Here is a 26,808-nt window from a genome sequence, read left to right as displayed (position 1 = left end):
TTTGACATCCTCGGCCCCCTCATGCAACCTCCTTTACCACACCGGGCAGGATCAATCGCGCTTTAAGCCCGCCCTGTTCGCCGCGGGAGAGATCGAAAAGGCCCTGATACTCGGATGTAATCTCGCGAACGATCGAAAGGCCGAGGCCGGTGCCCGGCTTGCTTTCATCGAGTCGCCTGCCGCGTTTCATCGCTTCCCGGATCTGGTCGGCATCGAGCCCTGGGCCGTCGTCCTCCACCACCAGTTCCAGCCAGGAGCGGCGCAAGGGATCGCCGCCGCGGATATCGGCCGGCGCTGGCGCGACCGACACTTTGACGCGTTGTTCGGCAAATCGCGCCGCATTCTCAAGCAGATTGCCGACGGTTTCCTCGACATCCTGCTGTTCCATCGCAAAAACCAGATTGGCGGGCAGGATGGAAAGCTCGAATTCCTTCTCGCCGTTCAGTCGGCGCATGACGCGCAGCAACCGCTCCAAAGCCGGCTCAGCCTCGGTGCGCGACAGCACCGAATCACGCTGCGCGGCAATGCGGGCGCGGTTGAGGTAGGACTGCACCTGCCCCTGCATCACCTCGGCCTGGTTGCGTACCAGTTCGCCCTGCTGCTTTTCCAGCAACCGTGATTCGTTGAGCAGCACCGCAATCGGCGTCTTCAACGAATGCGCGAGGTTGCCGACCTGCATGCGCGCCCGCTCGACGATACGCTGGTTGCTATCGATCAGCGCATTGATTTCGCTCGCCAGCGGCTGGATTTCCCGCGGAAAGTCGCCCCGCAGCCTCTCCGCCTCGCCGGCCCGGATCTTTTCCAACGCGCCGCGCGCATGATCGAGCGGCTTCAAACCGTAAAGAATGGCCAGAGCATTGACGATCAGACTGCCGACGCCGAACACCGCCAGCGCCAGATAAAGGCTGTTGGAAAAAGCCCGCACGTCGGTCTCGACCACCGCCAGGTTACCGCTGACACGAAACCGTGCCGCGCGCCCCTCCTGGTCGAGCACCACTTCCGTCTCTGCCACCTGGATCTTGTTGCCGCTGCCGTCGTCGAGCACGTAGAAGCGCTCATAGTTGGTATCGAACGGCACATCGGCCACCGAAGGCACCGCCAGATTGGACAGGCCGAGCGACGACGACACCAGCGGCCCGGCCGAAAACGTCCCCAGCGGCTCGACGATCCAGTACCATCCGCTTTTCGGCTGGGAGAAACGCAGGTCACCCAACGCCGGATTGCCGGCGATCGTACTGTTTTCACCGATGGAGATCGAGTTGATGACGTTGTAGAGCTGTGCCCGCAACAAATCCTGGAAACCGCGGTCGGCACTCTCCCGATAGAGTGTCGAAATGACCACCGCAATGGCGACAAGCGCCGCCGCCGACCATAGCGTCGCCAGAAGCAACACGCGGGCAGTCAGCGATTTCGGGCCGAAAGACATCAAGGCAAAGGCCCCTTCTCGCGAGAGGTTTACTTGGCGCTTTCCGGCGCATGCATGCGATAGCCGAGTCCGCGCACCGTCTCGATCATGTCGACGCCCATCTTCTTGCGCAGCCGCCCGACGAAAACCTCGATGGTGTTGGAATCACGGTCGAAATCCTGATCGTACATATGCTCGACCAGTTCCGTGCGCGACACGACCTCACCCATGTGATGCATGAGATAGGACAAGAGCCGGAATTCGTGCGAGGTCAGTTTCAGCTGCACGCCATTGACACTCGCCTTCGAACTCTTGGTATCCAGCCGCACCGGCCCGCAGACGATTTCCGACGAAGCATGCCCCGCAGCCCGGCGAATCAAAGCCCGGATGCGCGCCAGGACTTCCTCGACATGAAACGGCTTGGCGACATAATCGTCCGCCCCGGCATCGATGCCGGCCACCTTGTCGCTCCAGCGGTCGCGGGCCGTCAGGATCAACACCGGCATCGTCTTGCGGTTCGCCCGCCACTTTTCGAGCACGGTGATGCCGTCCATCTCCGGCAAGCCGATATCGAGGATAACCGCATCATAAGGTTCGGCATCGCCGAGATAGTGGCCTTCCTCGCCGTCGAACGCCTGGTCGACGACGTAACCGGCTTCCTTCAGCGCATCCGAAAGCTGCCGATTGAGATTGATGTCGTCCTCGACCACCAGAATGCGCATCGTGCCGTCTATCCCCTGTTGCTTGCGATTGAATGTCCGGTCGCGATGCCGGCGGCGCCTACATCGGCACCTTGACGCGGACCTTGCGCGGCCGCTCGCTACCATTGCCCTGAACAAGCACGGTAATCACGCAGGAATCGCCGGAAGGCTGTGCGGAAAGCAATTGACCGCCGGTTTCGGCAACCACCTGGGCGGCGGCGGCGGAGCAATCCCCGTCGGACAGCACGAGTTGGTTGCGCCCGTCCACGCCCGGAGCGGAAACCGTCAGGCCGGCCACCAAGGTCGCCAAGATCGCCGGAGATGCCATCCTCATACTTCCATCAATAAACGCACTCTAGGCTATATACTTAACGCAACCCGCCTGAATGGCAAATGAATGGGCGCCTCGCCTTAACCGGAGTTTTACCAAGACGCCCGCCAGGCCTCAACGCTTGCCGATCACATTGCGCGCCGAAAGCCGCCCGTACAGCGCCAGCAGACCACCCACGGCGCCCGCCAGCGTCACCAGCGTATCGGCCAGCGCCTGCTGGTCCTCGGCCCCAAGCTCGATACCAAGAAACTGTGTCAAGGACGCGAAAATGGCGACCAGCGCACCCCACACCGCCTTCGAACGATACCATTCCTTCAGATCCGTCATGCCGTTTTCTCCTTCAATTTAAAGTGAAACATAGGCCGTTGCCGCCAGTCCCTGCGCCACCTTGCGCCCCATCTGCCGGACACGGATGGAAAAGCCGGACTGCGCAGTACCGAAATCCCCCATCTCCGTCGCAGCGCCGTAGAGATAGGCCGCAGCCGTCGTCTCCACCTGGCGCACCACCGTGCCGCCGGAGAGGATTTCCAGCCGGTAGCGCTCCTCCGGTTCGTCGAGAGGGATATCAACCGCCTGCCAGTCGTCGGCGTCGATCCGCCCGCACCGCACCCAGCCGAACCGCACATCGCCGTCCGCCATCCGCAAAGCCCGCAGATGCACCGGCGCCAGAGGCGTTTCCGCCCGCATTCCGCCGGAGAAAGAAACCGGTGCAACCGCCCCGGCCGCCGCGCCGAGCGGCTCGACGATCCAGTTGAGCGCCAACCCCGCCTCATCAGCCGTCAACCCGACCGGCTTCACCGCCGCATCGAGTACGATCGCACGCGCACCGATCACAGCACCCGCCGCCATCGCATCCTCGCTCCCCGCCAGGCCGCGCAGCAAATTCGTCAGCCGCCACCGGCCGGCCGATACTTCTTCCGCATGGCAAAATCCGACGATTTCCCAGACGCCGTTTGAGCAGGATACCGCCAGCCGATTCTCCCCATTGAGCACCGCCGCCACCGGCCGAGATTCCAGCCCGCCATAAGCCAGATCGACCACGACGGCATTCACCCGGTCGAAACGCCCGCAAACGCCCGGCATCATGGGGTGAGCAAGCGTACCGATCCGCGCCGGCCGCTCGAAGACCGTCCGCAACCGATACCCCTCCAGCGTCGAGGAGGAGGACAGCGCCGTGCGCCGAAAGGGCCGCGTCAGCACCGCGCCACGGGCAAAACCTGCCTCGACACCACTCTCGTAACGCGGCAAATCCATCAGCATTACCACCGGCGCAAAGGCGGCTGCAGCACCGTCGTCCGGCACCGGCACCTCGCTCATGGCCGGCGGACGGATACCGGCGGCGGGCGAAACAGCCCGCGCCTCGATCCGCCGCGCTGCGCCATCGGTAATCCTCGATACAAGAAAACTCCCCTCCGGCCCGTCCGGCAGCGAAATCACATCACCCGGCTGCACGTCCAGATCGAACGGCGGCAGCGACAGCATCACCGACCGCCGCGACACCAGATGATCCCGCAACAGGCCTTCCGCCCCGATCAGCGCCGTCTCCTCCGGCAGCACCGCCGCAAGATCGTAACGCAGCACCCGGTCGTTGCTGGCCGCGACCCGCCGCGAACGCGCGCTCGCCTGCTCATAGTCGAGGAACGGATTGTAGAACCCGACGATCGCCTCGCCGGCATAATCGCTATCATGGCCGCGCTCTTCCACCCACAATGGCTCGCCGTCGAAATCAGCCAGCACGCTCCGCGGCGAAGCCGGCCGGCTCGCCCGGGCGCGGGAACGAAAACGCAGAACCGCCCCATCCTCGACCGCATCCACCTGAAAGACGGAAAGCAGCGGCTCCAGCAGCCCCCGCGCCGAAATGATCTCGCCCTGCACGTATCCCGGCAGGTCACCACTCACCTCCGAAACATCGAAGTCCACAAAACCGTGATCCCGAAGGATCGCCGCAATCACGTCAGCCAGCGTCCCGGCCCCGAGCCGGCCGGTCAGCCAGTGCCCGGTCTGCCAGTTCGGCCCGTCGCTCCAGACCCTGAGATCCTTCGGAAAGGCCGGAAACGGCCGCGCATCCCAGGTCCACAGAAACATATGCGCCGGATCGACCATGTCATCCGGCGCCGCCGGCCCGCACCACCAATCGTGATGCGCTTCGAGAAACCGCCGCTGCATGCTGTCGGCCCGCGTGCGATTGGAAAAGTAGGGCGCCGCCGATTCCGACGATTTCGGATCGACGAAGACGTTCGGCTGGTTCGCCCCCTTGTCGATCGCCGGGCAGCCGAGTTCGGTAAACCAGATCGGCTTCATCTTCGCCGTCCACGCTGTCGGCGCGGCAAGCTCCGCCCCGCCGATACGCTCGTGATGCCGCCGCGACCACCAGTTCTCGATATCCTTGTAACGGAAAACCCAGGGCTTGCCGGCCAGCCCGTCGGTGATCGGCGAACGCAGCCGCGCCCGGCGGTCCGCATCGCTGGCATAATACCAGTCGAACCCCTCGCCACCGGCAACCGCCGCCATCATCCCGGCATGATCGTCCGGCGTCAGGAACCCATCCGGATTGTCCGCCGAAAGATCCTCGTCACGCCAGTCGGAGAGCGGCATGTAATTGTCGATGCCCACCGCATCGATATCGGGCGACGCCCACAGCGGATCGAGATGGAAATAGACGTCGCCCGATCCATCCTGCGGATGATAGCCGAAATATTCGCTCCAGTCGGCGCCATAGGTAATCCTGGTCTCTGCCCCCAGCATCCCGCGAACCGCAGCGGCAATATCCACCAGTTTTCCGACAAAAGGAAAGGCGCCCGTCTCGTCGCGCAGTTGCGTCAACCCCCGCAACTCGGAGCCGATGATGAAACCGTCGACACCACCGGCAGCAGCAGCCAGATGGGCATAATGCAGCACCAGCCGCCGATATCCCTCGTCCTCTTCGCCTGCATAGGTCACCGTCGTACCGTCGACGACAAAGTCCCCGGCTGCAGCCGCGCCGCAAAACCCGTCGATCGCCGTCCGCGCCGCCGCCGTCCTATCGGGACTGCCGGTTTGCCCCGGTCCCGGATGGCAGGTGATCCGCCCGCGCCAGGGATAGACCGCCTGCTCCGCCCCCCCGTGCGGGTCCGGCAGTCCGTTGCCAACAGGCACATCCATCATCAGGAAAGGATAAAGAAACACCTTCAGCCCCCTCGCCTTGAGGTCGGCGATAGCCGCCACCACGCCGGCATCGTTCGGCGTACCGCCATAGGCCGGACCGCCATTGCTGGTGCTGATCAAATGCGCATCCGCCCGCGCAATGCCCGAGACCACCCACGGCACGCTCTCCTCCTCGCGCCCCAGCGTCTCGACACCGGGCACGATCCGGCACTCGCCGGCCCGCAGATCCGTGCCGAACCACGAAACCACTAGCGCCACGCTCTCGAGGTTCGGGCAAACCGCCGTCAGCTCGTCGATAGATGCCGCCCAGTCGGTGCCCTGCGACAGCACATGCCGGTTCATGATCCGCGCACTGCCTTCTCCGGTCTTTTCCGTCACTGGCACGGTGCTGTAGCCATGTTCCGTCGAACCGGGAATGACGGTCACCGCCCGCACCTGCGCCTCCAGCCGCCCGACAGTGCGCAACACCTCGAATTGCAAGAGCGGAATGCGATTGCCGAAATCGTCGAGCGGCAACCGCTCGAAAACCACATAAGCGAGCCCACGATAGGCCGGCGCCTTGCCCGCACCCTGTTTCGCCTCGATCAGCGGATCGGGCATCTGCGTCGCCGTTCCCGGATAGACACGCATCTCGACCTGCGTCAGGTCGATCTCCCGCCCATCGGCCCAGACCCGCCGCACCCCCGCAATCGGCCCCTCACACAACCCCACGGCCAGATTGCCAAAGTAGCTGAACGTCTCGACCTTCGGCCCGCTCGCCTTGCCGCCTGCCCGCTCGACGGTCACGTCCTCTTCGAAGCGCGTCGCCCAGATCAGCGTGCCGCCGATCCGCGCCGTGCCATAGAGCCGATTGATCGCCGTGCCGTCATCGGCGCCGGGAATCCGCGCCGTCGACAATCGCGCCCCCGAAATCGTCCGCGTCCCGTTGATCAGCGCCCGGTCGACAACATTGCCCGCCAGCGCCCCCGCCGCCCGGCCGATGATCGCACCCACCGGCCCGAACACCCCGCCCAAAGCCGCACCCGCCGCCTGAAACAAGATCGTCGCCATCACCCACCCCGCATTTTTTTCGAAATCACCCGGCGAAAGCCGCCGCTTTCCCCTTCTCCCCTCGGGGAGAAGGTGGCCCGAAGGGCCGGATGAGGGGGCCACGCGGAAAAACCTTACCGCTCATCCTTCCCACCTCATCCACCCACCGCTGGAAACCGGAACACCGCCACCACCTTCCGCCGCCACGCCGGCACCAGCGGCGAACGGATCACCGCCGCCTGCTCATAGGCATGGGTGAACCGCCCGCCCCTGCACAGGATGCCGACATGTTTCGCCGCACAGCCTGTCCGCCAGCGGAACACCAGCACATCCCCCGGCAAGGCCGCATCCATCGAAACCACCGACAGAAAATGCCGCCCTGCCGCGGATAGCAGCCGCTCCTCGCCGCCACGCTCGGCCCAATCCGGCGCATAGGCCGGCGGCGCCTCCGGCTCGCAGCCGTAAATTTCCCGCCAGATACCGCGGATCAACCCAAGGCAATCGCAGCCGACACCCTTCAGAGACGCCTGGTGCCGATAGGGCGTGCCGACCCATTCTTCGGCCAAGGCGACCACCCGCTTCCCTATCCCGGCCGTCATTCGAACAACGCCCGCCCGTCATGCACCGTCTCGCCATCCGCATAAGAATAGGCAAAGTCGGACCCCGGAATATGCGGAAACCCCTGGAAATTGAGGCTGTTCGAAAACTTCATCCTGCAGGTCGAAAACGCCTTGTCGCAGCCGGCAACGATGGCAAACGTATCCCCCACCTCCGGCAACCGCGCCATCGGCAACCAGAGCACCAGCTCCACCGCGCTTCCCTCGATCGCATGCCCATCGATATCGACGGAGATCCCGGCATGCCTGCCGCTCGCAAATGTCAGCACCCCATAGCGAAAAAAGCCCGCGGCAAACTCGGAAAGCCCGCTGACACGCAGATGCGTGGCATCCACCACCGCCAGGATTTCCCCGGTGCCGCGGTACTGACTCAAGGCAAGGTTCACGCCGCAGCGTCCGTCCCCCAACGTTGCGTCGCAGCGCCGCCCGAAGAGCCGCCCCTGGTCACGCCCGAGCCGGTGGGTGAAACTGCGCAACTCGGCGCGAAAATCCCCCGCCGTACGCGTCACCTCCCCGATCTCCTGCACCCTCAAAAGCATGTGCTCCGCCGGCGTCGCCCAGTTGACGAGGAAAACCTCCACCCGCGCCCCGTCGTAGCGCCCGTCGATCAGGTCTTCCTCGCGAATGGCCGCGCTGGAAAAACCGCCCGAAACATCGCTTGCCTCGGCCGAAAGCCCGGCAGCCTGCTGCGTCTCGCTGGCGGCAAACCCCGTTGCCGCAGCAAACAGCGTATCTGCAAAAACGAGATCGTGATCATGCTCGGTAAAACCAAGCACCGTCCCGTCGCGCCGCGTCACCCGCCAGGCGTGGCAAACGGTTGTCGTCTCACTGTCGAGATGCGCCTTCAATCCCGCCGGAATCGCCCTCATGGCATCACCTCGATCAGCGGAATGGTCGGGATCCGGCCGGCATCAAAAGCCTGCAGATTGATATCGATCCGGTCGGTGGCAAACCGCACCGGCACATCGAAGGAAAACCCCGCCGTCACCACCGCTCCGCTCGCCGGCACGCTGCCCGGCGCAAAACTCACGGCCCCGGTCGTATAATCGCAACTCACACCACCCGCCGCCACACCATCGACCGCAACCAGCACACTGCCAGCCACCGGCTTGGTGATCACCCGGCGAAAGGCCCCGCCGGCATCGCCATAAGTCTTGGCAAGCTGGAAGACCACTGTGGCCCCGTCCCCCGTGCCGATCACCTGGTCCAACGCATCCAGCGTCATTCCCGGCGGCGCCGAACCATGGTCGAACGGATCGCGAAAACGGAACCCGTTCAACTCCCCGCCCCGCGCCTCGAAAAAAGCCAGCACCTCATAGAGATCGGCAATCGAGCGCACCCCCGAACCGGCATCATAACTACGCCGTGCCTCCCGCCATCGACGATTGCGGCTCTCGCGCCCGTTGGAAAGATTGACGATATCGGTCCGCCGCACCGGCCCGCCGCCGGTCGTCAGCGACAGCCGCAACGGAAATCGCACCTCATGAAACCCCATGGCCGTCTCCTTGTTCAAAACCAGCCGCCCGCGCCCGAAAACATGTCGCCCGCCCTGAGGGCGATCGGACAAGAAACGGCAAGCGTGCCGTTTCCCCTTCTCCCCGGCGGGGAGAAGGTGGCCCGAAGGGTCGGATGAGGGGGTGAAACACGGCAGAACTTTCCCTCGTGGCACCCCCTCATCCTGCTGCCACGACCTCCTCCCCATAGGGAAAAGGAGGCAGGCGGCCCCCTTCATCCCGCCCTGCTCACCCACCCCTCAAAGCCCCCGCTGCCCGCGCCCCACCGTCCGCGCCAGCATCGCCGAAAGCTGCCCCTCACTCTTGCGAAAGCTCGCCGCATCCGGCGTCGTCACGTTGAACACCACCTGCGGCGCCCCAGCCCCGCCCTGCATCGCCACGCCCAAAGCGCCATCGCTGCCGCGCTTCAGCGGCAGGATCGCCTCGGCGCCTGCCTCGCCCATCAGCCCGCGTCCGCCGCCCATGGCAAAGTAGGTCGGCTCCGCCACCACCCCGCCATCGGCAAACGCCGTCACCCGCCCCGGCACGCCGCCATCGGCAAAAGCGAAAACCGAACCCAGCTGTCCCGCCAGCCCGCCCACCGCCTGCCCGATCAACCCTTCCAGTGGCTTCATGCCGACGGAAAGCGCGATATCGGCAAGCCGCGTGCCCACCGTGCGCAGCACATCTTCCAAGCTACGGCTACCGCTTGCCGCCGAACGCAAGGCGCCCGTCAACACCGAGCCGAAGGCCCGCGACCGCCCTTCGAGATCGGTCAGCACCTCTTTGAGCGCCGCCGCCTGCTCCGTCATGCCGGCCAGGGTGTCTTCATCCTCTTCCATGATCCCGCCTCTCGCTTCCTGCCCCGTCACCATCCGGAAACGCCTCCATCAACGCCTCAAGCGTTTCCCGCCGCAGCCCCTGCCCACGCCCCCGCAAGCCGCCGAGGGCGGCATGGAATTCGCGCGGCGTCATCGTCCAGAAAACCCGCGGCTCCAGCCGCAACAGGCAAAACCCTGCATGCAGCGCCTCGTCCCAGGGAAAGGGACGCGCCGCCGCACCCGCGCTCACGCCTGCTGCGGCACCGGAGGGCGCGTACCACCCTCGCTTCCCAAAAACGTCGCCGCCAACAGATCACGAACAATGGTCGCCGAACCGGTGATGCCCCCCTCGATGCCGGCCCCTGCCACGTCCTCGTCCGAAAACACGTTGCCGCCACCACGTAGACCCGCCCCGATAATGCGGATCATGTCCGCCGCCCTGAGCCGCCCATTGGCAAACCGCGCCCCAAGCGCCCCGAGATCGTCGGCGGCAAATGCGGTCTCCAGCTCCGCCAGCGCCCCCAGCGTCAGGCAGAGAATCCGCCGCTCCCCATCGATGACCGCCTCGACTTCGCCGCGATGGCGGTTCGCTCGCCCGTCCGTGCCGCGCCCCATCATCAAGCCACCCCGAAAGCGAGCGCGCCGGCCGATTCCAGCGCCAATTCGAACTGCACCTCGCCATTGTGCTGCCCGGCATATTCCAATGCGGCGATCTGGAACGGCCCGGTCACGGTGCCGAAATCGGGAATGACCACCTGCCAGGTCAGGATCGTCCCATCGAAAAATGCCGTCCGCACCACCGCATCGGACGCCTGGTCCTTGAAAATCCCGCCACCGGAAAGCGCGGCGCGCTGCACACCCGCCCCGGCCAGCAGTTCCCGCCAGCGCCCGGCGCTTTCCGCATCGGTGATATCGACCGTCTCCGCATTAAAACCCAGCCGCTTCGACCGCAGTCCGGCAACCGTCACATAACCGCTGCCGTTGTGGACCTTCAAAAGCAGGTCCTTGCCCTTCTGTGCCACCATCATCCGCTCCTTGCGCAAATTCCCACCGCAGCACAGGCAAATCGCCCGGCCGCGCATTCCCCCAAACCGCCAATCCATGCTAGGAGCGCCGGTCAGCCCTCCGCGAACCGCTCCCCGATGTCGAAACCCGAAACCCGCCGCGCGGCCCAAACCGTCGCCGTCCTCGCCGTCACCCAGCTTGTCGGCTGGGGCACGACCTTCGACATGCTCGGCGTACTCGGCCGCGTCATCGCCCCCGAACTTGGCCTGGCCAACGAAGTCGTCTTTCTCGGCCTGTCGATCATGATGCTGATCAGCGCGCTCGCCGGCCCGAAGACCGGCCGCCTGCTCGATCGCTACGGCGCCTCAAAAGTGCTGGCCGCCGGCTCCGTGGTGTTTGCCGCCGGCCTGCTGCTGCTCGCAGCGTCGCACGGCCTGGTTCTCTACATCGCCGCCTGGTGCGTCATCGGCCTCGGCGGCGCACTCGGGCTTTCGGCGCCGGCCTACACCGCCGTCGTCGAACGCGAAGGCCTGCGTTCCGGCCGCGTCATCGCCATCCTCATGCTGTTCACCGGCCTGTCGAGCGCGACGTTCTGGCCACTGCTCGACTGGTTGCAATCGCTGATCGGCTGGCGGTCCACCTTCGTGCTGACGGCATCGGTGCATCTGCTGGTGTGCCTGCCGCTGCATCTTTTCGCCCTGCCGCGTCCGGTCGTTTCCACTGAGCGCACGGAAACCACCGAGCGTGCCCCGCTGGTGCTGACACCCCGCGGCCGGATCTACGCCTTCTCGCTGATCGCCGCCTCGACCATGCTCGCCACCCTGGTCACCTACGGCCTGTCGCCGTCGCTCTTGCATATCTTTGCCCTTTCGGGCGCGGCACCCGCGCTCGCCCTGCAACTCGGCTCGTTGCGGGGCGTCATGGGCATATCCGCCCGCTTCGTCGACATGCTGCTCGGCCCCCGCGGCAGCCCGCTGATCAGCGCCACCCTCGGCATCGGCCTCATCCTGACAAGTTTCATGCTGCTACTGGTCGCCAATGGCTCCGGCTCCATGTTACTTGCCTTCGTGGTGCTCTACGGTTTCGGCTCCGGCGTCGTCACCGTCGCCCGCGCGCTGCTGCCGCTCGCCGTATTCAGCCCGCGCGATTTCGGCCTGCAATCCGCCCGCCTGTCGCTGCCGCAGAATCTGGCCAGCGCCGCCGCCCCGGTGATCTTCACCAGCATCCTCGACCGCGCCGGCCTGTCCACTTTGCTCGTCACCGCCTCGCTGCTCGCGGCGCTCTCGCTGTTCTTCGTGATCCTGCTCGCCATTTTCATCCGCGGCCGCAAGGCGTGACCCTCATTCGGTGACCGCCCGAAACACCATCTCGACCCCATGCGCCCGGGTTTTCTGCACCCGCCGCGCCCGCGTCGAACGGTGCAGCAGGCTCACCAGCACCGCCCCGACAAGCGAAAGCGCCGCATCATGCAACAGCCGGTGCACGTGGCCGGCAATCACCTGCGCCTCCCGCTGCCCCTGTCCCGACGACCAGATCTCCAAGGTCAGCAGATGCTCTTCGCCGGCCTCCGTCGAGGTGGAAAAATCATCGCTCTGCAAGCCGGCGATCACCACATAGGGCATCGGAATACGCGTCAGCAGCCGGTCATGAATGCCATCCGCACCGATCAGCTCCACCAGATCCGCATCCCCCAGAAGCCGCGCCGTCACCGCCTGCAGCAAGGCATTGGCCGCCGTCATAATCCTTCCTCCTCGCAATGACAGACGAGATAACGCCGCGTCTCGTCGGGATCGATCACCGCCCTGACGGCAAAAAACCGCGCTCCCTTGCGAAGCCGCATACCCGCCGCCACACCTGTGCGAAAACGCATCCAGACGCGATGCGTCAACGTCGCCGTTTCTGCACCCGCCGCCTCGCGCACCACATGGCCTGCTGGTTCGATCAACGCCCAGAAGGCAGCCACGCCCTGATAACTCACCTCCGCACCGCCTTGACCATCGGCCACCGTCACCGGCGCCTCCAGTTCCAGCCGTGCCGAAAATTGACCCGGATCGAGAAAACTCACCGGCATGGTCAAAGCCTCCGCAGCAGATAAGGCGCCACCAGCAAATCATACCCCGCCGGCACCGAAGCCGGCTGGTTATCCGGCGGCACCACGCCGCGATAGGCAAACATATGCGCCACATGCAGCAGCATCGCCCGCCGCAACGTATCCGGCACCGCCACCGCCGCATCGCCGAAACCGGCAACGAAATCGATCTCGATGCCGTTCACCGCCCGCGCCGTCTTCACAAACTGATTCAACAAAAGCCGCGCCGGCCGCCCCCCGCCATCCAGCACATGCCCGTCGAGCGGCACATCCACCGTAGCGCCACCCTCGTCATAAACCACAACGGTTTCAATCGATTGCACCGGCCCCCTGGCAATCTGAATCACCCCGCAGGCCGGCCACGCGTCAAGATAAAGCCGCCATGTCTGGCTCAGCATCAAAAGCCCGGTGCAACGCTCCAGATGCTCGCGCGCCACTTTAACCAGCGCTGCCAGCAACCCGTCCTCGTCATCGCCATCAAGACGCAGATGCGCCTTGACCTCAGCAAGCGTCACCGGCTCCGCCAGCGGCGGAGCAATCAGGGCATAGGTCATAGATATCTCCAATCGACGAGATGATTTTCCGAGGCATGCGCAACATCGCCTCTCCCCTTCTCCCCCGCGGGGAGAAGGTGGCCCGAAGGGTCGGATGAGGGGGCGAGGCACGGCAGGGCCTTCCCTCGTGCCCCCCCTCATCCCGCTGCCGCGACCTTCTCCCCGCCGGGGAGAAGGAAGCAAATGGCAACCTCTTATTTCATATCTGCCGCTGCGCGCCTGGCAGGGCTGAGGCGAGGTCAGGCCCCGCCTCAGCTCACCGCAAACTTCACCAGCTTGATCGCCTCGAAATTCTGCACCCCGCCGCCGACGCGCTTGGTGGTGTAGAACAGTACATAGGGTTTTGCTGAATAAGGATCGCGCAACACCCGCACCCCGGTCCGATCGACGACCAGATACCCCGCGCGGAAATCGCCGAAAGCGATCGAGAACGAATTCGCCCCGATATCCGGCATGTCCTCGGCCTCAGCGATGGGAAAGCCCATCAGCGACGCAGGCTGACCGGCCGATGCCGGCGGGCGCCACAGATAGTTGCCGTCGGCATCCTTGAACTTGCGGATCTCGCCCTGCGTCTTGCGGTTCATCAAGAAGTGGGCGTTCTGCCGATGCCCCGCCTTCACCGCATAGATCGTATCGATCAGCGCATCGGACGGCCCGGTGGATTTGAAAGCACCCGCCGCACCGGAGGCGATGTAACCAATATTGCCCCAGCTCCAGCTCGCCTCGGCAACCGTCGTATAGGACAGGATACCCTTCGGCTTGTTGGTGCCGTCGCCGGTGGTAAAGGCCGTGCCCTCCTGCTCGGCGAAGACAATGTCCACTTCGCCCGAAATCCACGCCTCGATATCGACCGCCGCATCGTCGAGCAGCGCCTGCGTCGCCGCCGGCATGGCGTAAAGCTCCATGGTCGGGAAGGAGAGTTCGGAAAGCTGCGGCGTCGCCGTCTGCGGCCGCGAGGCCGTCTCCGCCACCCAGCCCGACGTCAGCCCGGTCAGCGAGAACGGCTTCTTCAGCACCGCGCCAGAGACCTGCCGCACCGTCGCCAGCGACCGGATCGGCGAGGCAACGGAAAGCCTGCGGCCGATCTCCGTATCGGTTTCCGGCGGCACCAGATATCCGCCATCCGCACCCGTGCCGGCGGAAAAGGCCTTGGCCTCCAGTTCGCGCAAGCCTGCTTCGTCGCCGCGGCGGATATAGGCATCGAAGGCCGCCTTGTGTTCGGCCGCCTCCGGCCCATGACCGTCCGGACGCCCCAGCGCCGGCCGCGCCTTTTTCAGCACCAGTTGGTCGAGCGCTTTCTTCTGCTCGTCCATGGCGCGGTTGATGCGGTCCATCTTGTCGCGCGTCACCACGTCGGCGGTCAGCTTGCGCTCGATCTCGTCGAGACGCCGGTCGTTGACATCCTTGAAGGCCTCGAACGCCTCCATGAAATCGTCGAAGGCGGCGTCGAGGTTTTCGGGCACCGCCTTGATTTCCGGCGCCGCGGTCTTTGCCATGTCGGTCATGAACCCATCCTTGTCTTGCGTTAAATGTTGAACATCATCCGGGCCGCCCGCCGCATGCTGCGGACGAGTTCCGTTTCCTTGTCGCGGAACCACCGCGCATTCTTCACGTTCGACACCCGCGCCGATGGCAGCATCGGAAAGGTGACGACCGAGATTTCCCAGAGATCGGCTTCGAGAATGCGGCGCACGCCAGTCTTGGCATCGGTGCGCGCCTTCACCGTCTGGAAGCCGATCGACAGCCCGTCGAGCGCGCCGTTCTTCATCAGCTGGTGCACCTCGCGGGCACGCGCCACACCGCCTGACAGCATCCCCTCGACATAAAGCCCGCGCGTATCCTCGCGGATGACAGTCCACGTGCCGATCGGCTCGGCAGGATCATGCTGGAACAGCATGCGCACCCCCTTGGCGCCGCGCTCGACGAGCGAACGGGCAAAAGCTCCGCGCTCGATCGCATCCTTACCGAGATCGATCTCGCCGAAGATGCTGGCATAACCGGAAAAGACCCCGTCGCCGCTGACGCCTTTCAGCGCCAGATTGGCAAAACGGGTCGTCACGGGTCGCGGCCCGCGAAAAACGTTCCTCATGGAAGTCTCCTGAATGATCGGAAATTTTTCGCCGGCCAGCTTCGCGCCGGCGGGCCTCACGTCAGGCGGGGTTGCCTTACGGCTCCCGCGGCGCGCCGTAGCGTTCCGCCAAGCGTGCCAGAATGCCGAGTGCCCACCAGGCCATCAGGCTGGCCGCCGCCGAACCTGCCAGCATCGTCTCGAAAGCCGAGAGGCTTGTCGCCACCTCCAGCCGGTCGGCAAGCCAGACACCCGCCGGCCCGCCGAAGATCATCCCGCAGGCCAGCCCGGTAAAGAACCGCCCCGCAGCCTCCCGCCGGCTTTTCGGCAGCAGATAGACAAGCGACACCGCCGCCCCGGCGGACGCCCCGACGGCCCGCGCCGCCCAGAGCCCCGGATCGTTCCCGAACTCAGCCATTTGTTAAGCACTTTCGGATAGAGTGATGGAAATCCCGCCTCCAGGAGAGGCCCGGCGTCTTCTCAAACCACTTGAAGAATACCGTTTTTCGGAATCTTCCGAATCCCTTGCGGCAAAATCTTCAAAGGTTGAGTCATCGACTTCACAGGTTGAGTGAGCGGCTTCACATTCCGATTCCGGCTATAGCCCACCTTGGGGGCTGTCCAGACAACAGCTTAGTCAAAGCTGTCGTCGTCATCCTTCTCCAACTCCGCAGGTCCCTGCCGCGCATGCAGCACGGAGACGATAAAAACCGTATCGCCTTCAACGACATAGTCAAAATGATAGGGCGCCGAAACCAGTCGTCGCACACCCTTTACTGGAGCGACGGTGGAGCCGGCAAACGGATGTTCGGCCAGCAGCCGGAGCGCCTTGCGTACCTGAATTGTAAAAGCCAGGGAAGCACGAGGATTGAGCAGCACAAGATAATCCTTCTCCTTTCGGATATAGCGTACCGCCTCATCCGAAATGCGAACCTTTTTCAAGCAGCGTCCTCACGGTCGCGATCGACAAGCTCGGCTATTAGGTCCTCCGCATCCATGCTGCGGCCAGCTTCGATGTCCTCCTGACCACGCCGGATACTCAGAACTTCGGCCCCCTCCGCCATCAGATAATACTTCAACGCCCGCACGATCACCCAGCTGCGCGTCCGCTCGCTCGCCTCGGCAATCGTCTCGATATCGGCGAGAATATCCACCGGCAGCCGCAGGGTGATCGGATCGGAAAGAACAGGCTTGGACATTTTTGGGCACTCCATCTTTGTAATACACCGTATTACAAATTGCGCGCTACCTCAATATCCCACCGCCTGCCGCTTCTCCTCCTCGGTCAAGAACGCCGCCGCCCCGATGCGGCTCCACAGCGCATCGCGCTCCACCGCAAGCCCGGCGATCCGGTCGAGATCCGGCTCGAAACGCAGACCATCCCCAAAGACCGGCGCCAGCCATCCGGAAAAACTCGCCGCCGTGCGCTGGATCAGCGGCAACACCGTCAACCGATAAAAAGCCCGGTTGGCCTCCTGGTAGTTGGCATAAGTATTGTCGCCCGGAATGCCGAGCAACATCGGCGGCACCCCGAAGGCGAGCGCGATATCGCGGGCCGCGCCGTTGCGCGCCTCGATGAAATCCATGTCCTTCGGCGAAAGCCCCATCGATTTCCAGTCGAGCCCACCTTCCAGCAGCATCGGCCGCCCGGCGCGTACCGCGCCGGTATATCCCTCCTCCAGCTCCAGCTTCAGCCGCTCATATTGGTCGGCGGAAAGATTGCCGCCCTCCTTCGGCTGGTAGACCAGCGCCCCGGAAGGCCGGGCGGAGTTGTCGAGCAGCGCCTTGTTCCAGGTTGCTGCCGCATTGTGCAGGTCGAGCGCCACCTGCGCCGCCGCCAGCGGCGGAAAACCGAGATGATCGTCGAGCGGATGAAACAATTTCAGGTGCAGCAGCGACACCCCATCGCCATCGACGGCAAACCGCCGCCCCCGCCCGCCTGCCCGGTAATCATAAGCGACCGGCCAGCCATCCACCCCTTCGACAAGGCTCACCCGGTCCGGCCGCAGCAGATGCAGTTCCCGCACCGCCTCCCCCACCACCGAAGGCGCCACATAGGCATTGCCGGACAAAAGCAGGTGCCCATACAGCGCCTCGAAAAAATCCGGCCCGCCCATCCGCCCGTTCGGCCTGGCGACGAGATCGCGCATCGGATGCCCCAAGACCTCCGCCTCGCCCTCATACAACAACCACGGCACGGCCGCCGCCGCCTCGGCGATCATCCGCACCGCCCGATGCGCCACAGGGTTCTTCATGAACCCCTCACGCGCCAAGGCGCCATAAGACCGCCCCGTCCACTGCGCCCGCCCCTCGGCCGCAAACGCCGCCAATGCCGTCGCCTTGCTTTCACCCACGCGCTCACGGCCCGCCGGGCGCCGCCACGGCAGGAAAGATCGGATGTTCATGTTCGGATATCCCGTTCGGTTAAACGTCTATTGGCACAAACCGCCCGAAAGCGAGCCTGTATTGCCGCTCAGCGACGAAAGACCATCAACCAATCACCCGCCGCACCGCCTTGTCGGCGTCGTAATCCGCCGCCATGCGCAGTTCGCGGATCGGCCGCACCCGGTCGATGGAAATCTGGTAGTTGGGATGCGCCTTGTAGGCCGCCAGCGCCGCCTCGTCGGCGAACTCGCCGTAGACGACGAAGTCCACCTCGTTGCCGAGCTGGTCCTTCTTCACATTGGTGCCGACCTCCAGCGTCAGCGCATGCGGAATGACCGTCAGCAGGGAAAGCCCCGCCTCTATCGCCGCGCGGTCTTCGTCGCTGCGAGCGGTGAAGAAGACGATGTGACGGATCATGGCAGGCTCCTTGCGATGTGATGCGCCGCGGTTACCATGCCCGCGCCCGTCGTTCAACGCGTCGCACTGCCTCATGCCCGGTCGCGTATCATCGATCACCACGCAACGCCGTGTAGAACAGGGTGCCGTAGCCGCCGATCTGCTCCGCCCGGTCCATGCCGTTGACGATTCTGCGCGCCCCGGCCCAGTCTTCCGTCGCCGTGTTGAAATAATCCGCAAGCTTGTGCCCGGTGAAGGAGCCACGCCGCATGCCTTCGAACAGGATGGTCAGCGCCGCCTCCATCTCCATCGCCCGCTCCGGCGCGGCCACCAGGTCGATACCGGTGATTTCTGCCATCGCCGCATAGTTCCGCCGATGGGTCAGCTGCACGAAACCGCGCCCCAGCCAGCTCTTGCCGTCCTCGTCCGGCCGCCAGTAAGGCGTCTTCACCCAGGAAAGCCGCCCCTTGGCAAAAGCATCCTCCAGGATCGCCACCGCCTTTCCATCGCTGTCGGCCAGCGTCTCGCGCACCGGCTGCATCGTCCGCGCCGTCTCGTGATAAACCGTCGCCAGCACATAGGCGAGCCAGCGCTCGTCGTCCGCCGCCATGGTCCGTTCCCACCGGTCGAGAATCGCCGTCATGCCGTCCACCTGCGGCTGTTTCAGCGCTCCGCCAAACGGTGCTGCACGAACTTTATCGAAGAAAAAACGCCGGTCGATCGCCATCCTGATACCCCTCCTTGCCAGGGCCGCCAAAGCTTCTGTGAAATTCAATCGATTTTAGAAAACTAAATCGTTTTAACCAGTTAGAGGGGTAATTTACTTTTCGTGAACCCTGTGGAACCAAGAGCCGCAGCCGGCGTTGTTACCGCGCCAATGCAATTCCAGCAAAACTGCGCAGCGGTTTTGTATCCGGAATTGCGTGAAAACAATGGAGCATTTTCGCGATTTGGAGAAAGCGGAAATGCTCTTTTGCCCACGAGGAGATCAGAAATCATGCAGACCCCCGCCCCGATCAGCAAGGCCCCGCAGCCAATCCCGCAGCATGTGCTCGACCGTCTCGAATCCGAATGGCGGCAGATGCGCGACAATGCGCCCCAGCCGACCGGCAATCGCTGATTTCCTTCTGTCCTCAAACAGGGCGAACCCGTGGCTCGCCCTGTCCTTCCAGCATCAAGGCCGTCAACGCCCAGACCAAAGCATCCAGCCGGTCAGGCGAACGTCCCGAAGATAGCCCTTCCGGACCGAAATCGCACATCTGGTCCTCGAGCGCCGAAAACCGCCCGGCATGGGCAACCCGCCCCTGCTCATAGAGTGCCGCAACCGGCTCCGCCCGCAAAAATTTGCCGCGCGTCGCCCGCACGGATGTCACCGGCAGGCCGGCATCGATGCTTTTCAGCATCGCCGCCACCATGTCGCCGCCTTGGTTAATTTCCGCGACCACCCGGTCGGCATCAAAACGGCGATAGGCCTTCACCACCGCCTGCGCCCAGCCCGCCGGGCTCGCCCCCTCCACCGAACAATCCGCCAGCACCACCGCCCGCCCGGAAGCGTCGAGGCCGGCCACAACGATACCGCAGCAGGACTGCGGCCCTGCCGAAGCCGGCGGGTCCACCGCCACGACGATGCGCCGCAACATCCCGGCAAACCGGATGGTCACCGCCTCGATCGCCTCGCGTTTCCACAAGCCGTCCTCGCGGTCCTCGATCAGTTCCCCGTCGAGTTCCTGCCGCCCGAGCCGTGTGCCGCCATAACGGCTTTCCAGCGCCTGCATGAAACCCGGCGCCAGGTTGTCGCGGTTGGCAAGCGTGCTCATCCGCGTCAGCACCGTCTCGGCATCGCCCATCAGCGCCTTCAACAGCGGCACCGGCCGCGGCGTGGTGGTGATCAGCTGCCGCGGCCGGTCGCCGAGCCTGAGGCCGAACTGCAGCATGTCCCAGGTTTCCTGCCCGTATTTCCACTTGGCCAGTTCATCGCACCAGGCGAAATGAAATTGCGGCCCACGCAAGCTCTCCGGGTCCTCGGAAGAAAAAATCTGCGCCATCGCCCCGTTCGGCCAGACGAGCCGCCGCCGCGACGCCTCAAAGGCCGGCCGCAGCCGCCGCGCAATCCGGCAGATGCCGGAAACCCCGTCGATCATCACCTCGCGGGCATCGCCCAGCGTTTCCGCCACCAGCGCAATCCGCAATTCACCCGCCAGGGGATGGCCCGTCGCCAACCCATGCACCCATTCGGCCCCTGCCCGCGTCTTGCCGGAACCGCGTCCGCCAAGGATCAGCCAATTGCGCCAGTCGCCTCCCGGCGCCTGCTGCTCGCGGCGCCCCTGAAAACACCATTCATGCGACAGCTGGAGAGCAAGGTCGGGCCGGAAGCCGGAAAGCACGGCGGGAAACCCGGGACCGGCCCGACCGCCATGCCCCTCCAGCCCGTCACCCGGCATTTCCAACAAAGCACCGACTGCCGAACGATCGTCCTGCACCAGGTTCTCGCGCTCCGTCTCTGCCATCACCTGCCGTCCAGCCAAAACCGCCGTTGCGGCAGCCGTGGCCAGCGGCTTCAAAACCTTGCGTCTGTCGCCGATCACCGCCATCTCGCCCGCATGCCGTTGCAACGCCTCGCCAGCCCGACGCTCAACCGCCTCCAGCATCCGCCGGCTCTTGCGGTTGCCCGCCGCGGTCAATGGTTCCGGGCGGAGCACGCGCTGCAAGCCAGTCGCGCTTGAACTGTTCAAAACGCCGTCCGGCTTCCTCGGCGGCGCGGCTGTCGATGAGAGACAGGAAATAAGTCCTGGCATCCGCCAGCCCGGCCGCATCGACATGGCGCTCCGCCTCCATCGCCCGATCCTGCGCAAGCTGCCGCTGCAGCGCATCGATCTTTTCCAGCGTGCGCACGATCAGCGACATCGCATCCGTCGCTGCCTTGACATCCGCCCGCGCCGCCTTCGCCGCCGCCTCGTCGGCCGCACCGTCCGTCAGCCGTTCGGCAGCACCGCGAAGCTCGCGAAAATAATCGAACTGCGCCCGCATCTCGCGGGTCATGTCGTTGAGCAGCAGCCGCAGGTCTTCGCCGACATCCTCGCGCGATTTCACCTCCAGAACCACCCGCTGCGCCGCCGCCTGCAGGCTGTCGCCCGCCTCGCGCTCCGCCGCCGACCGGCCGTCATAAACCGCCACCGCCGCCCAGGCCCCGAACAGACCGGCATCGAATTCCGCAACCGTCGCCATGCCACCCACCCGCAACAAAAAAGCGGCCCGCGCTTTCGCGCCGCCGCTTCGTTCCCGGTCCGCTGCGCCCCATCCGGCCGCAACTTTCCGACTATGCCTGAACCCTATCAAACCACCGTCACGGCGTCAAGGATTATTTTCCTATTTTCTCATTTTGCCGTCGTCCAGGCAAACCACAGCGCCACCAGCGCCAGACAGATGGAAAGCACCCGTCGCACCATCGTCTCACGCCCACCCTTGTCGACAAGGCTGGTGAAGGTGCCGCACAGGGTGACGATGGCGGCATGCACCAGCGTCGCGACCACGACATAGGCCGCCGTCAGCGTCGCGATCTGCCCACCCGGCGGCGGCCCGGGGGCGACGAAGGTCGGCAGCACGGCGATGTAGAAGATCGCCGCCTTGGGATTGAGCAGATTGGTCGTCAGCCCGCGCAGAAAGGCGCGGCGCAGATTGACCGTAAGATCCTGCGGCCCGACTGCCGGCTCCCCGCGCCACCCGTCATAAGCAAGGTAGAGCAGAAAGGCGACGCCCGCCCAGCGCAGCGTCTGGTATAGCACGGCGGACGCCTGCACCAGTTCGGCAAGGCCGATGGCGGCAGCCGCCCCCAGTAATCCCAGCCCCAAGCCGATGCCGGCAACGGCGGCATACCCCCGCAGTCGCCCTTCCACGACGGCCAGCATCGCCAGCCAGGTCATGTTCGGCCCCGGCGTCAGTTCGATGAGAAAGGATGCCAGCACGAAGGCCCAGAGCTCGGGCGGCAGCCCCTCGATCATCCCCGACCCTCACCCACCGTCAGCGGCCATTCGACGACATAATCCTCGAAATCCTCGACATCCACCTCGTCTTCGCTCACCGTCCGCCCCTGGGCGGAAATGCCCGCCTGGTGCACCGTCTCCGGATCGCCCGACACCAGCGGGTGCCACCAGTAGAGGTCCTCGCCGTCGCGCACCAGCCGGTAGCCGCAGGTCGGCGGCAGCCAGGTGATCTCGCGCACGCTTTTCGGCGTCAGCTGGATGCAATCAGGCACAGTCGCCTGGCGGTTCGGGTAGTCCGAGCACCGACAGCTCTCGCCGTCGAGCAGCCGGCAGGCAACCGAGGTGAACACCACTTCGCCGGTGTCCCAGTCCTCCAGCTTGTTGAGACAACAGAGCCCGCAGCCGTCGCAGAGGCTTTCCCATTCCGCCTGGTTCATCTGGTCCAGGCTCTTGTTTTTCCAGAAGGGCTCGCCGTCCGTCATCGTATCTTTCCATACCGGTCGACCGCGGTTTGAAATTCCGCCGGCACCGCCTTGTTCTTTTCCAGCAAATCGACCAAAAATTGCCCCATATCGGTTCTTTAACCAAACGAGCGTATCGGTACGGCTTCATGCTCTGGCGGCTCGATGTGGCCACGTCAAGGCTGAAGCGCCATTCAGCGGGAATTTGAATTCAGGTGCAGGACCCTTTCTCCCCCGAAAACCGCCCCCGCAGGAAGCGCCATCTCCTGTTGCGCATCGATTCCTGGATCGATTCGACCGTCTGGAACGCCGGTTTCCGCTTTGCCGAGATCTGGGAAGACGTCACCATCTTCTTCCGCCGTTTTCGCGTCCGCGGCTGGAAACGAGCGGTGTTCGAAATCGTCGGCGAGGCCGCCACCCTCGGCACCGCCGGCGCCGTGGTGATGCTGACGCTTGCCCAGCCCGCCTTCGAGGAAACCAAGGACGACTGGCGCAACCACGGCGATTTCGCCGTCACCTTCCTCGATCGTTACGGCAACGTCATCGGCCACCGCGGCATCATCCACGAGGATTCCGTCGCCGTCGCCGACCTGCCGGACTATTTCGTCAAGGCGGTGCTGGCCACCGAGGACCGCCGTTTCTTCGATCATTTCGGCATCGATTTCTTCGGTCTCGCCCGCGCCATGAGCGAGAATGCCCGCGCCGGCGGCGTCGTGCAGGGCGGCTCGACCCTGACGCAGCAGCTTGCCAAGAACCTGTTCCTCACCAACGAACGTTCGCTCGAGCGCAAGATCAAGGAGGCCTTCCTCGCCCTGTGGCTGGAAGCCAACCTCTCCAAGACGGAAATCCTGCGCACCTATCTCGACCGCGCCTATATGGGCGGCGGCACTTTTGGCGCGGCAGCGGCGGCGCAGTTCTATTTCGGCAAATCGATTACCGAGGTCGATCTCGCCGAAGCGGCCATCCTCGCCGGCCTGTTCAAGGCACCGGCGAAATACGCCCCGCACGTCAACCTGCCGGCCGCCCGCGCCCGCGCCAACGAGGTCCTGAGCAACCTGGTGCAGAGCGGCATGATGACCGAAGGCCAGGTGATCGCCGCCCGCCGCAACCCGGCCACCGTCATCGACCGCAACGAGATCGAGGCACCGGATTTCTTCCTCGACTGGGCCTTCGACGAGGTGCAGCGTCTGTCCACCCGCTTCCCCGAACATTCCCTCGTGGTGCGCACCACCATCGACATGGGCTTACAGAAGGCGGCGGAAGATTCGGTCGAGACCAGCCTGCGCGAGTTCGGCGAACCCTACCGCGTCAAGCAGGGCGCCCTCGTCATGATCGAGAACGGCGGCGCCGTGCGCGCCATGGTCGGCGGCCGCGACTATGGCGAAAGCCAGTTCAACCGCGCCACCAAGGCGCTACGCCAGCCGGGCTCCTCCTTCAAGGTCTATACCTACGCGGCGGCGATGGAAAAAGGCATGACGCCGCAGACGGTCGTCTCGGACGGACCGATCTCCTGGCGCGGCTGGTCGCCGCAGAATTACGGCCGCTCCTATGCCGGCCGGGTCACCCTGGCGGTAGCGCTGGCGAAATCGATCAACACCGTCCCCGTCCGGCTTGCCAAGGACGTGCTCGGCATCGACACCATCGTCAAGACCACCAAGGATTTCGGCGTCGAAACACCGATCCGATCCGACAAGACCATTCCGCTCGGTACATCCGAACTCACCGTGCTCGACCAGGCGACCGGCTACTCCGTCTTCCCCGCCGGCGGCCTGCAATCGCGCCGCCACGGCCTCAGCCAGATCATCAGCTATGACGGCCGCATCCTCTACGATTTCGACCGCGACGAGCCGGCGCCGCGCCGCGTCCTGTCGGAGCAGGCCACCGCATCGATGAACTACATGCTGGCGCAGATCCCGGTTTCCGGCACCGCCCGCAAGGCGGCGCTCGACGGCGGCATCGTCACCGCCGGCAAGACCGGCACGACACAGGCCTATCGCGACGCCTGGTTCGTCGGCTTTACCGGCAACTACACCTGCGCCGTCTGGTTCGGCAACGACGATTATACCTCGACGAACAACATGACCGGCGGCTCGCTGCCGGCGATGACCTTCAAGCGACTGATGGACTACGCCCACCAGGGCATCGAACTGAAAGCCATTCCCGGCATCGAAAACCCCTTCCCGAGCGGCGACCATGTCGGCCCGGCCCTGGTGGCGAAAACCACCGAAAAAGGCTCCGAAACCGGCCTGCCACCGCTCATCCGCCCCCGCTCGCTCTCCATCGACGTCACCCGCCTGCTGCGCGACGTCGGCGACAAGCTGAAAAAGGCCCCGCCGCTCGGCATCCAGAAGGTGGCAAGCGCCGAGTGAGGCGACGGCCGGCGCAAGCGCCGCCGATACCGTCCTGTAACGAGAGGGCGCCGCCTGCCCCCTTCTCCCCCCGGGGAGAAGGTCGCGGCAGCGGGATGAGGGGGTGCCACAAGTGAAGGTTTCGCCGTGTCTCGCCCCCTCATCCGCCTGCCGGCACCTTCTCCCCAAGGGGAGAAGGGGGAAGAGGCGACGTCGCGCCATATGCGAAAGCCCCATTCTGGCACACCCTGCCCATTTCCCCCCGGCAGAATCAATGCTAACCCTCGAACCCATGTGATCAAAGGCTTGCCATAGACGTGTTCCGGGTTCCCCTCCTCATTGCGCTCGCACTCAGCATTGCTTTCGGCGGCGGCATCGTTTCAACGCTTTACGCGCTGAACGTGACGACCGGCTTCGGGGCGATCCGGCTTGGCGCGTGGGAAGCCTTTCCGGATGCACAAACGGATGCGGCCGATCCCTACGCCAAATCCCACCGCGCCCGCGCCGGCAACCTTCTCTACGGCAATGCCGAGGGCCTCGCCTTCACCGCGTCTGTGGACGATGTCGGCGGCAGGCTTGTCAGCGGCTGCAGCTATGCCGTGTCCGGCCAGACGCCGCATGCGCGCCTGTGGACGCTTTATGCCGGCAATACCGCCGGCCAGCCTTTTGGCGTCAACCCCGAACTGCCCGCCGGCCTGAATTCCTGGACGGTGGTGCGCGAAACCGACAGCAGTTTTACGATCACCGTCTCCGCCAGGGCGCAGGCCGGAAACTGGCTGCCGCTGCCCTCCGGCAACGTGCCTTTCCGCCTGACGCTGACGCTGCTCGACACACCGACCGCCGGCAGCTCCGGCCTCATCGACCTGTCCATGCCCCGGGTCAGCCTGCTCGGATGCGGCGATGCTTAAGATCCTGCTCGCCATCGTCGTCGGATTGGTGGGCGCAGTGCTGCTGCACCTGATCATCATCCTGTCTCTGCCGCATTTCACCGGCCTCGATGCCTATACGCGCATTTTGGCGCGCGGGGACCTCAATCGTTTCCACCTGCTCGCGGCGCAGCCGGACAAGGCCGGCCTGTCGGTCGCCGATCCGTTCATGCATGTCGCGGTCTGCAGCTTCGATGTCGACACCGTACCGCTCAGGCTCCAGGCGCGCGGCAGCGTACCCTTCTGGTCGCTCGCCATCTTCGACAGTGCCTCGAACGAGATTTTCAGCATGAACGACCGGACGTCGGTCGGCGGCGGGCTGGATGTCGTCATCGCCTCGCCGATCCAGCTCACGGCGCTGCGCAAGGCGCTGCCGGAGCAATTGGCACAATCGATCCTGGTCGAAATGTCGAGACCGGACGGTTACGCCGTGGTGCGCACGCTCGCACCGCGCAAGAGCTTCGATCAGGCCGCCCAGGCCTTCCTGCAAGAGGCAAGCTGCCAGGATTTCACCGGCCGCTAGAGCAATTCCAGCAAAAGTGCGGAGCGGTTTTGCGTCCGGAATTTCAGAACAGTCAGAGCCTTGCCGTATTCAGCAGAAAACGGAAATGCCCCGTCGCCACCGGCATGCGCCGGCACGACCTCAGTGCTGGTTCACCGGTTGTGCGCTCTTTGCGTCCGGCGTGGTGACGGCGAAATCGCGACGCTCATACCGGACACCGGTAAACAGCAGGATCTGCGCGTCGAATTTTTTCGTCTGCGGTTGTCGCGGCAGGCGTTCGAGCCTGTCCCATATGCGTACTACATCTGCCATTCTCATCTCCAAAGGTTCGAAGTCTGAGACGGATGAAGAGGGTATAGATTTCACCCTGCCCTTAAGCGGGCCAGTGCATCTCCGGCAAATCCCGAAGCCATCAGCACCTTTCTCACACATCCGGTCTGCTCATGTTTTCTCATGAACGCGGCGGATCTGCTGTTTCGCACGGGACAGGTTCGCGGACCGATGCCTGTCGCTTGCAATACCATTGATCTATGCGGCCGGTTAACGAAGCCTT

33 protein-coding genes are annotated in these 26,808 nt (G+C 64.6%); 5 read left to right on the top strand and 28 right to left on the bottom strand.

Annotation, left to right across the window (positions count from 1 at the left end):
* Window positions 1-19 precede the first annotated feature (19 nt).
* From ACSQ3I_RS24385 to ACSQ3I_RS24330, 12 genes are all read right to left on the bottom strand, one after another.
* A complete protein-coding gene (locus ACSQ3I_RS24385; RefSeq protein ID WP_436003376.1) occupies window positions 20-1,426 on the bottom strand; it encodes a sensor histidine kinase in 1,407 nt (468 codons plus the stop codon).
* A gap of 29 nt (window positions 1,427-1,455) precedes the next feature.
* Window positions 1,456-2,127 (bottom strand): response regulator transcription factor, encoded by a 672-nt coding sequence (locus tag ACSQ3I_RS24380; protein ID WP_436003272.1) that lies wholly within the window; start codon window positions 2,125-2,127, stop codon window positions 1,456-1,458.
* 58 nt (window positions 2,128-2,185) lie between these two features.
* Entirely contained in the window at window positions 2,186-2,434 is a 249-nt protein-coding gene (locus ACSQ3I_RS24375) for a hypothetical protein (RefSeq protein ID WP_436003270.1), read from the bottom strand.
* Window positions 2,435-2,551: 117 nt separating this feature from the next.
* A complete protein-coding gene (locus tag ACSQ3I_RS24370) occupies window positions 2,552-2,764 on the bottom strand; it encodes a hypothetical protein (RefSeq protein ID WP_436003268.1) in 213 nt (70 codons plus the stop codon).
* A gap of 18 nt (window positions 2,765-2,782) precedes the next feature.
* Window positions 2,783-6,631 carry a baseplate multidomain protein megatron gene (locus ACSQ3I_RS24365; protein WP_436003266.1) on the bottom strand — a complete coding sequence of 1,283 codons (3,849 nt, stop codon included), beginning with the start codon at window positions 6,629-6,631 and terminating at the stop codon, window positions 2,783-2,785.
* A 134-nt stretch (window positions 6,632-6,765) separates the two neighbouring features.
* Window positions 6,766-7,209, bottom strand: a complete 444-nt coding sequence (locus ACSQ3I_RS24360) for an NlpC/P60 family protein (RefSeq protein ID WP_436003264.1) — start codon at window positions 7,207-7,209, stop codon at window positions 6,766-6,768.
* Window positions 7,206-8,096: a DUF2163 domain-containing protein gene (locus tag ACSQ3I_RS24355; protein WP_436003262.1), complete on the bottom strand. Its 891-nt coding sequence runs from the start codon at window positions 8,094-8,096 to the stop codon at window positions 7,206-7,208. The genes ACSQ3I_RS24360 and ACSQ3I_RS24355 overlap by 4 nt, the downstream gene beginning before the upstream one ends.
* On the bottom strand, window positions 8,093-8,722 hold the full coding sequence (locus tag ACSQ3I_RS24350; RefSeq protein WP_436003260.1) for a phage distal tail protein, Rcc01695 family: 630 nt from the start codon (window positions 8,720-8,722) through the stop codon (window positions 8,093-8,095). Before ACSQ3I_RS24350 ends, ACSQ3I_RS24355 begins: the two co-directional genes overlap by 4 nt.
* A 258-nt stretch (window positions 8,723-8,980) precedes the next feature.
* On the bottom strand, window positions 8,981-9,562 hold the full coding sequence (locus ACSQ3I_RS24345; protein ID WP_436003258.1) for a phage tail tape measure protein: 582 nt from the start codon (window positions 9,560-9,562) through the stop codon (window positions 8,981-8,983).
* The gene (locus ACSQ3I_RS24340; protein WP_436003256.1) at window positions 9,549-9,791 is read right to left on the bottom strand and encodes a rcc01693 family protein; all 243 of its coding nucleotides are present in this window, start codon (window positions 9,789-9,791) and stop codon (window positions 9,549-9,551) included. The genes ACSQ3I_RS24345 and ACSQ3I_RS24340 overlap by 14 nt, the downstream gene beginning before the upstream one ends.
* Window positions 9,788-10,159, bottom strand: a complete 372-nt coding sequence (locus tag ACSQ3I_RS24335; protein WP_436003254.1) for a gene transfer agent family protein — start codon at window positions 10,157-10,159, stop codon at window positions 9,788-9,790. Before ACSQ3I_RS24335 ends, ACSQ3I_RS24340 begins: the two co-directional genes overlap by 4 nt.
* The gene (locus ACSQ3I_RS24330; protein ID WP_436003374.1) at window positions 10,159-10,566 is read right to left on the bottom strand and encodes a phage major tail protein, TP901-1 family; all 408 of its coding nucleotides are present in this window, start codon (window positions 10,564-10,566) and stop codon (window positions 10,159-10,161) included. Before ACSQ3I_RS24330 ends, ACSQ3I_RS24335 begins: the two co-directional genes overlap by 1 nt.
* A gap of 117 nt (window positions 10,567-10,683) precedes the next feature.
* Here ACSQ3I_RS24330 and ACSQ3I_RS24325 point away from each other — a divergent pair, with 117 nt between their 5' ends.
* Entirely contained in the window at window positions 10,684-11,883 is a 1,200-nt protein-coding gene (locus ACSQ3I_RS24325; protein ID WP_436003252.1) for an MFS transporter, read from the top strand.
* 3 nt (window positions 11,884-11,886) lie between these two features.
* On the opposite strand, the gene ACSQ3I_RS24320 is transcribed toward ACSQ3I_RS24325, so the two are convergent.
* The 11 genes from ACSQ3I_RS24320 to ACSQ3I_RS24270 form a co-directional block, all read right to left on the bottom strand.
* Window positions 11,887-12,285: a DUF3168 domain-containing protein gene (locus tag ACSQ3I_RS24320; protein ID WP_436003250.1), complete on the bottom strand. Its 399-nt coding sequence runs from the start codon at window positions 12,283-12,285 to the stop codon at window positions 11,887-11,889.
* Window positions 12,282-12,617, bottom strand: a complete 336-nt coding sequence (locus ACSQ3I_RS24315) for a phage head closure protein (RefSeq protein ID WP_436003248.1) — start codon at window positions 12,615-12,617, stop codon at window positions 12,282-12,284. The genes ACSQ3I_RS24320 and ACSQ3I_RS24315 overlap by 4 nt, the downstream gene beginning before the upstream one ends.
* Before the next feature lie 2 nt (window positions 12,618-12,619).
* The gene (locus ACSQ3I_RS24310) at window positions 12,620-13,189 is read right to left on the bottom strand and encodes a head-tail connector protein (protein ID WP_436003246.1); all 570 of its coding nucleotides are present in this window, start codon (window positions 13,187-13,189) and stop codon (window positions 12,620-12,622) included.
* A gap of 251 nt (window positions 13,190-13,440) precedes the next feature.
* Entirely contained in the window at window positions 13,441-14,694 is a 1,254-nt protein-coding gene (locus tag ACSQ3I_RS24305; RefSeq protein ID WP_436003244.1) for a phage major capsid protein, read from the bottom strand.
* Window positions 14,695-14,714: 20 nt separating this feature from the next.
* Window positions 14,715-15,278: an HK97 family phage prohead protease gene (locus ACSQ3I_RS24300; RefSeq protein WP_436003242.1), complete on the bottom strand. Its 564-nt coding sequence runs from the start codon at window positions 15,276-15,278 to the stop codon at window positions 14,715-14,717.
* 76 nt (window positions 15,279-15,354) lie between these two features.
* Window positions 15,355-15,675, bottom strand: coding sequence for a DUF6107 family protein (locus tag ACSQ3I_RS24295; RefSeq protein ID WP_436003240.1), 321 nt, complete (start codon window positions 15,673-15,675; stop codon window positions 15,355-15,357).
* Between the two features lie 215 nt (window positions 15,676-15,890).
* On the bottom strand, window positions 15,891-16,199 hold the full coding sequence (locus ACSQ3I_RS24290; protein ID WP_436003238.1) for a type II toxin-antitoxin system RelE/ParE family toxin: 309 nt from the start codon (window positions 16,197-16,199) through the stop codon (window positions 15,891-15,893).
* Window positions 16,196-16,456: a CopG family ribbon-helix-helix protein gene (locus ACSQ3I_RS24285; protein WP_436003236.1), complete on the bottom strand. Its 261-nt coding sequence runs from the start codon at window positions 16,454-16,456 to the stop codon at window positions 16,196-16,198. The genes ACSQ3I_RS24290 and ACSQ3I_RS24285 overlap by 4 nt, the downstream gene beginning before the upstream one ends.
* A gap of 51 nt (window positions 16,457-16,507) precedes the next feature.
* Window positions 16,508-17,662, bottom strand: coding sequence for a phage portal protein (locus ACSQ3I_RS24280; protein ID WP_436003234.1), 1,155 nt, complete (start codon window positions 17,660-17,662; stop codon window positions 16,508-16,510).
* An 85-nt stretch (window positions 17,663-17,747) separates the two neighbouring features.
* Complete coding sequence (locus ACSQ3I_RS24275) at window positions 17,748-18,059, bottom strand: Dabb family protein (protein WP_109456693.1); 312 nt, start codon at window positions 18,057-18,059, stop codon at window positions 17,748-17,750.
* 88 nt (window positions 18,060-18,147) lie between these two features.
* Window positions 18,148-18,771 (bottom strand): hypothetical protein, encoded by a 624-nt coding sequence (locus tag ACSQ3I_RS24270; RefSeq protein WP_436003372.1) that lies wholly within the window; start codon window positions 18,769-18,771, stop codon window positions 18,148-18,150.
* A 264-nt stretch (window positions 18,772-19,035) separates the two neighbouring features.
* On the opposite strand from ACSQ3I_RS24270, the gene ACSQ3I_RS24265 reads away from it, so the two are divergent.
* Window positions 19,036-19,158, top strand: coding sequence for a hypothetical protein (locus ACSQ3I_RS24265; protein ID WP_280954505.1), 123 nt, complete (start codon window positions 19,036-19,038; stop codon window positions 19,156-19,158).
* Window positions 19,159-19,171: 13 nt separating this feature from the next.
* On the opposite strand, the gene ACSQ3I_RS24260 is transcribed toward ACSQ3I_RS24265, so the two are convergent.
* The 4 genes from ACSQ3I_RS24260 to ACSQ3I_RS24245 form a co-directional block, all read right to left on the bottom strand.
* Complete coding sequence (locus ACSQ3I_RS24260; protein ID WP_436003232.1) at window positions 19,172-20,686, bottom strand: DNA-packaging protein; 1,515 nt, start codon at window positions 20,684-20,686, stop codon at window positions 19,172-19,174.
* Window positions 20,670-21,263, bottom strand: coding sequence for a hypothetical protein (locus tag ACSQ3I_RS24255; RefSeq protein WP_436003230.1), 594 nt, complete (start codon window positions 21,261-21,263; stop codon window positions 20,670-20,672). Before ACSQ3I_RS24255 ends, ACSQ3I_RS24260 begins: the two co-directional genes overlap by 17 nt.
* 149 nt (window positions 21,264-21,412) lie before the next feature.
* Window positions 21,413-22,036: a LysE family translocator gene (locus ACSQ3I_RS24250; protein ID WP_436003228.1), complete on the bottom strand. Its 624-nt coding sequence runs from the start codon at window positions 22,034-22,036 to the stop codon at window positions 21,413-21,415.
* Window positions 22,033-22,500 carry a YcgN family cysteine cluster protein gene (locus ACSQ3I_RS24245; protein WP_436003226.1) on the bottom strand — a complete coding sequence of 156 codons (468 nt, stop codon included), beginning with the start codon at window positions 22,498-22,500 and terminating at the stop codon, window positions 22,033-22,035. The genes ACSQ3I_RS24250 and ACSQ3I_RS24245 overlap by 4 nt, the downstream gene beginning before the upstream one ends.
* 194 nt (window positions 22,501-22,694) lie before the next feature.
* Between ACSQ3I_RS24245 and ACSQ3I_RS24240 the strand changes: the two genes are divergently transcribed.
* From ACSQ3I_RS24240 to ACSQ3I_RS24230, 3 genes are all read left to right on the top strand, one after another.
* The gene (locus ACSQ3I_RS24240; protein ID WP_436003224.1) at window positions 22,695-24,848 is read left to right on the top strand and encodes a transglycosylase domain-containing protein; all 2,154 of its coding nucleotides are present in this window, start codon (window positions 22,695-22,697) and stop codon (window positions 24,846-24,848) included.
* Between the two features lie 296 nt (window positions 24,849-25,144).
* Window positions 25,145-25,735, top strand: coding sequence for a DUF1214 domain-containing protein (locus ACSQ3I_RS24235; protein ID WP_436003222.1), 591 nt, complete (start codon window positions 25,145-25,147; stop codon window positions 25,733-25,735).
* Window positions 25,728-26,276: a DUF1254 domain-containing protein gene (locus ACSQ3I_RS24230; protein WP_436003220.1), complete on the top strand. Its 549-nt coding sequence runs from the start codon at window positions 25,728-25,730 to the stop codon at window positions 26,274-26,276. The genes ACSQ3I_RS24235 and ACSQ3I_RS24230 overlap by 8 nt, the downstream gene beginning before the upstream one ends.
* A 120-nt stretch (window positions 26,277-26,396) precedes the next feature.
* On the opposite strand, the gene ACSQ3I_RS24225 is transcribed toward ACSQ3I_RS24230, so the two are convergent.
* Complete coding sequence (locus ACSQ3I_RS24225) at window positions 26,397-26,567, bottom strand: hypothetical protein (RefSeq protein WP_436003218.1); 171 nt, start codon at window positions 26,565-26,567, stop codon at window positions 26,397-26,399.
* Window positions 26,568-26,808: the final 241 nt, after the last annotated feature.

Origin of the sequence: Rhizobium sp. LjRoot30 (assembly GCF_964253915.1) — a bacterium.
Classification (GTDB): Bacteria; Pseudomonadota; Alphaproteobacteria; order Rhizobiales; family Rhizobiaceae; genus Metarhizobium.
The sequence above is the reverse complement of the archived record's forward strand: the minus strand, read 5'-3'. Positions and strand labels throughout refer to the sequence as shown.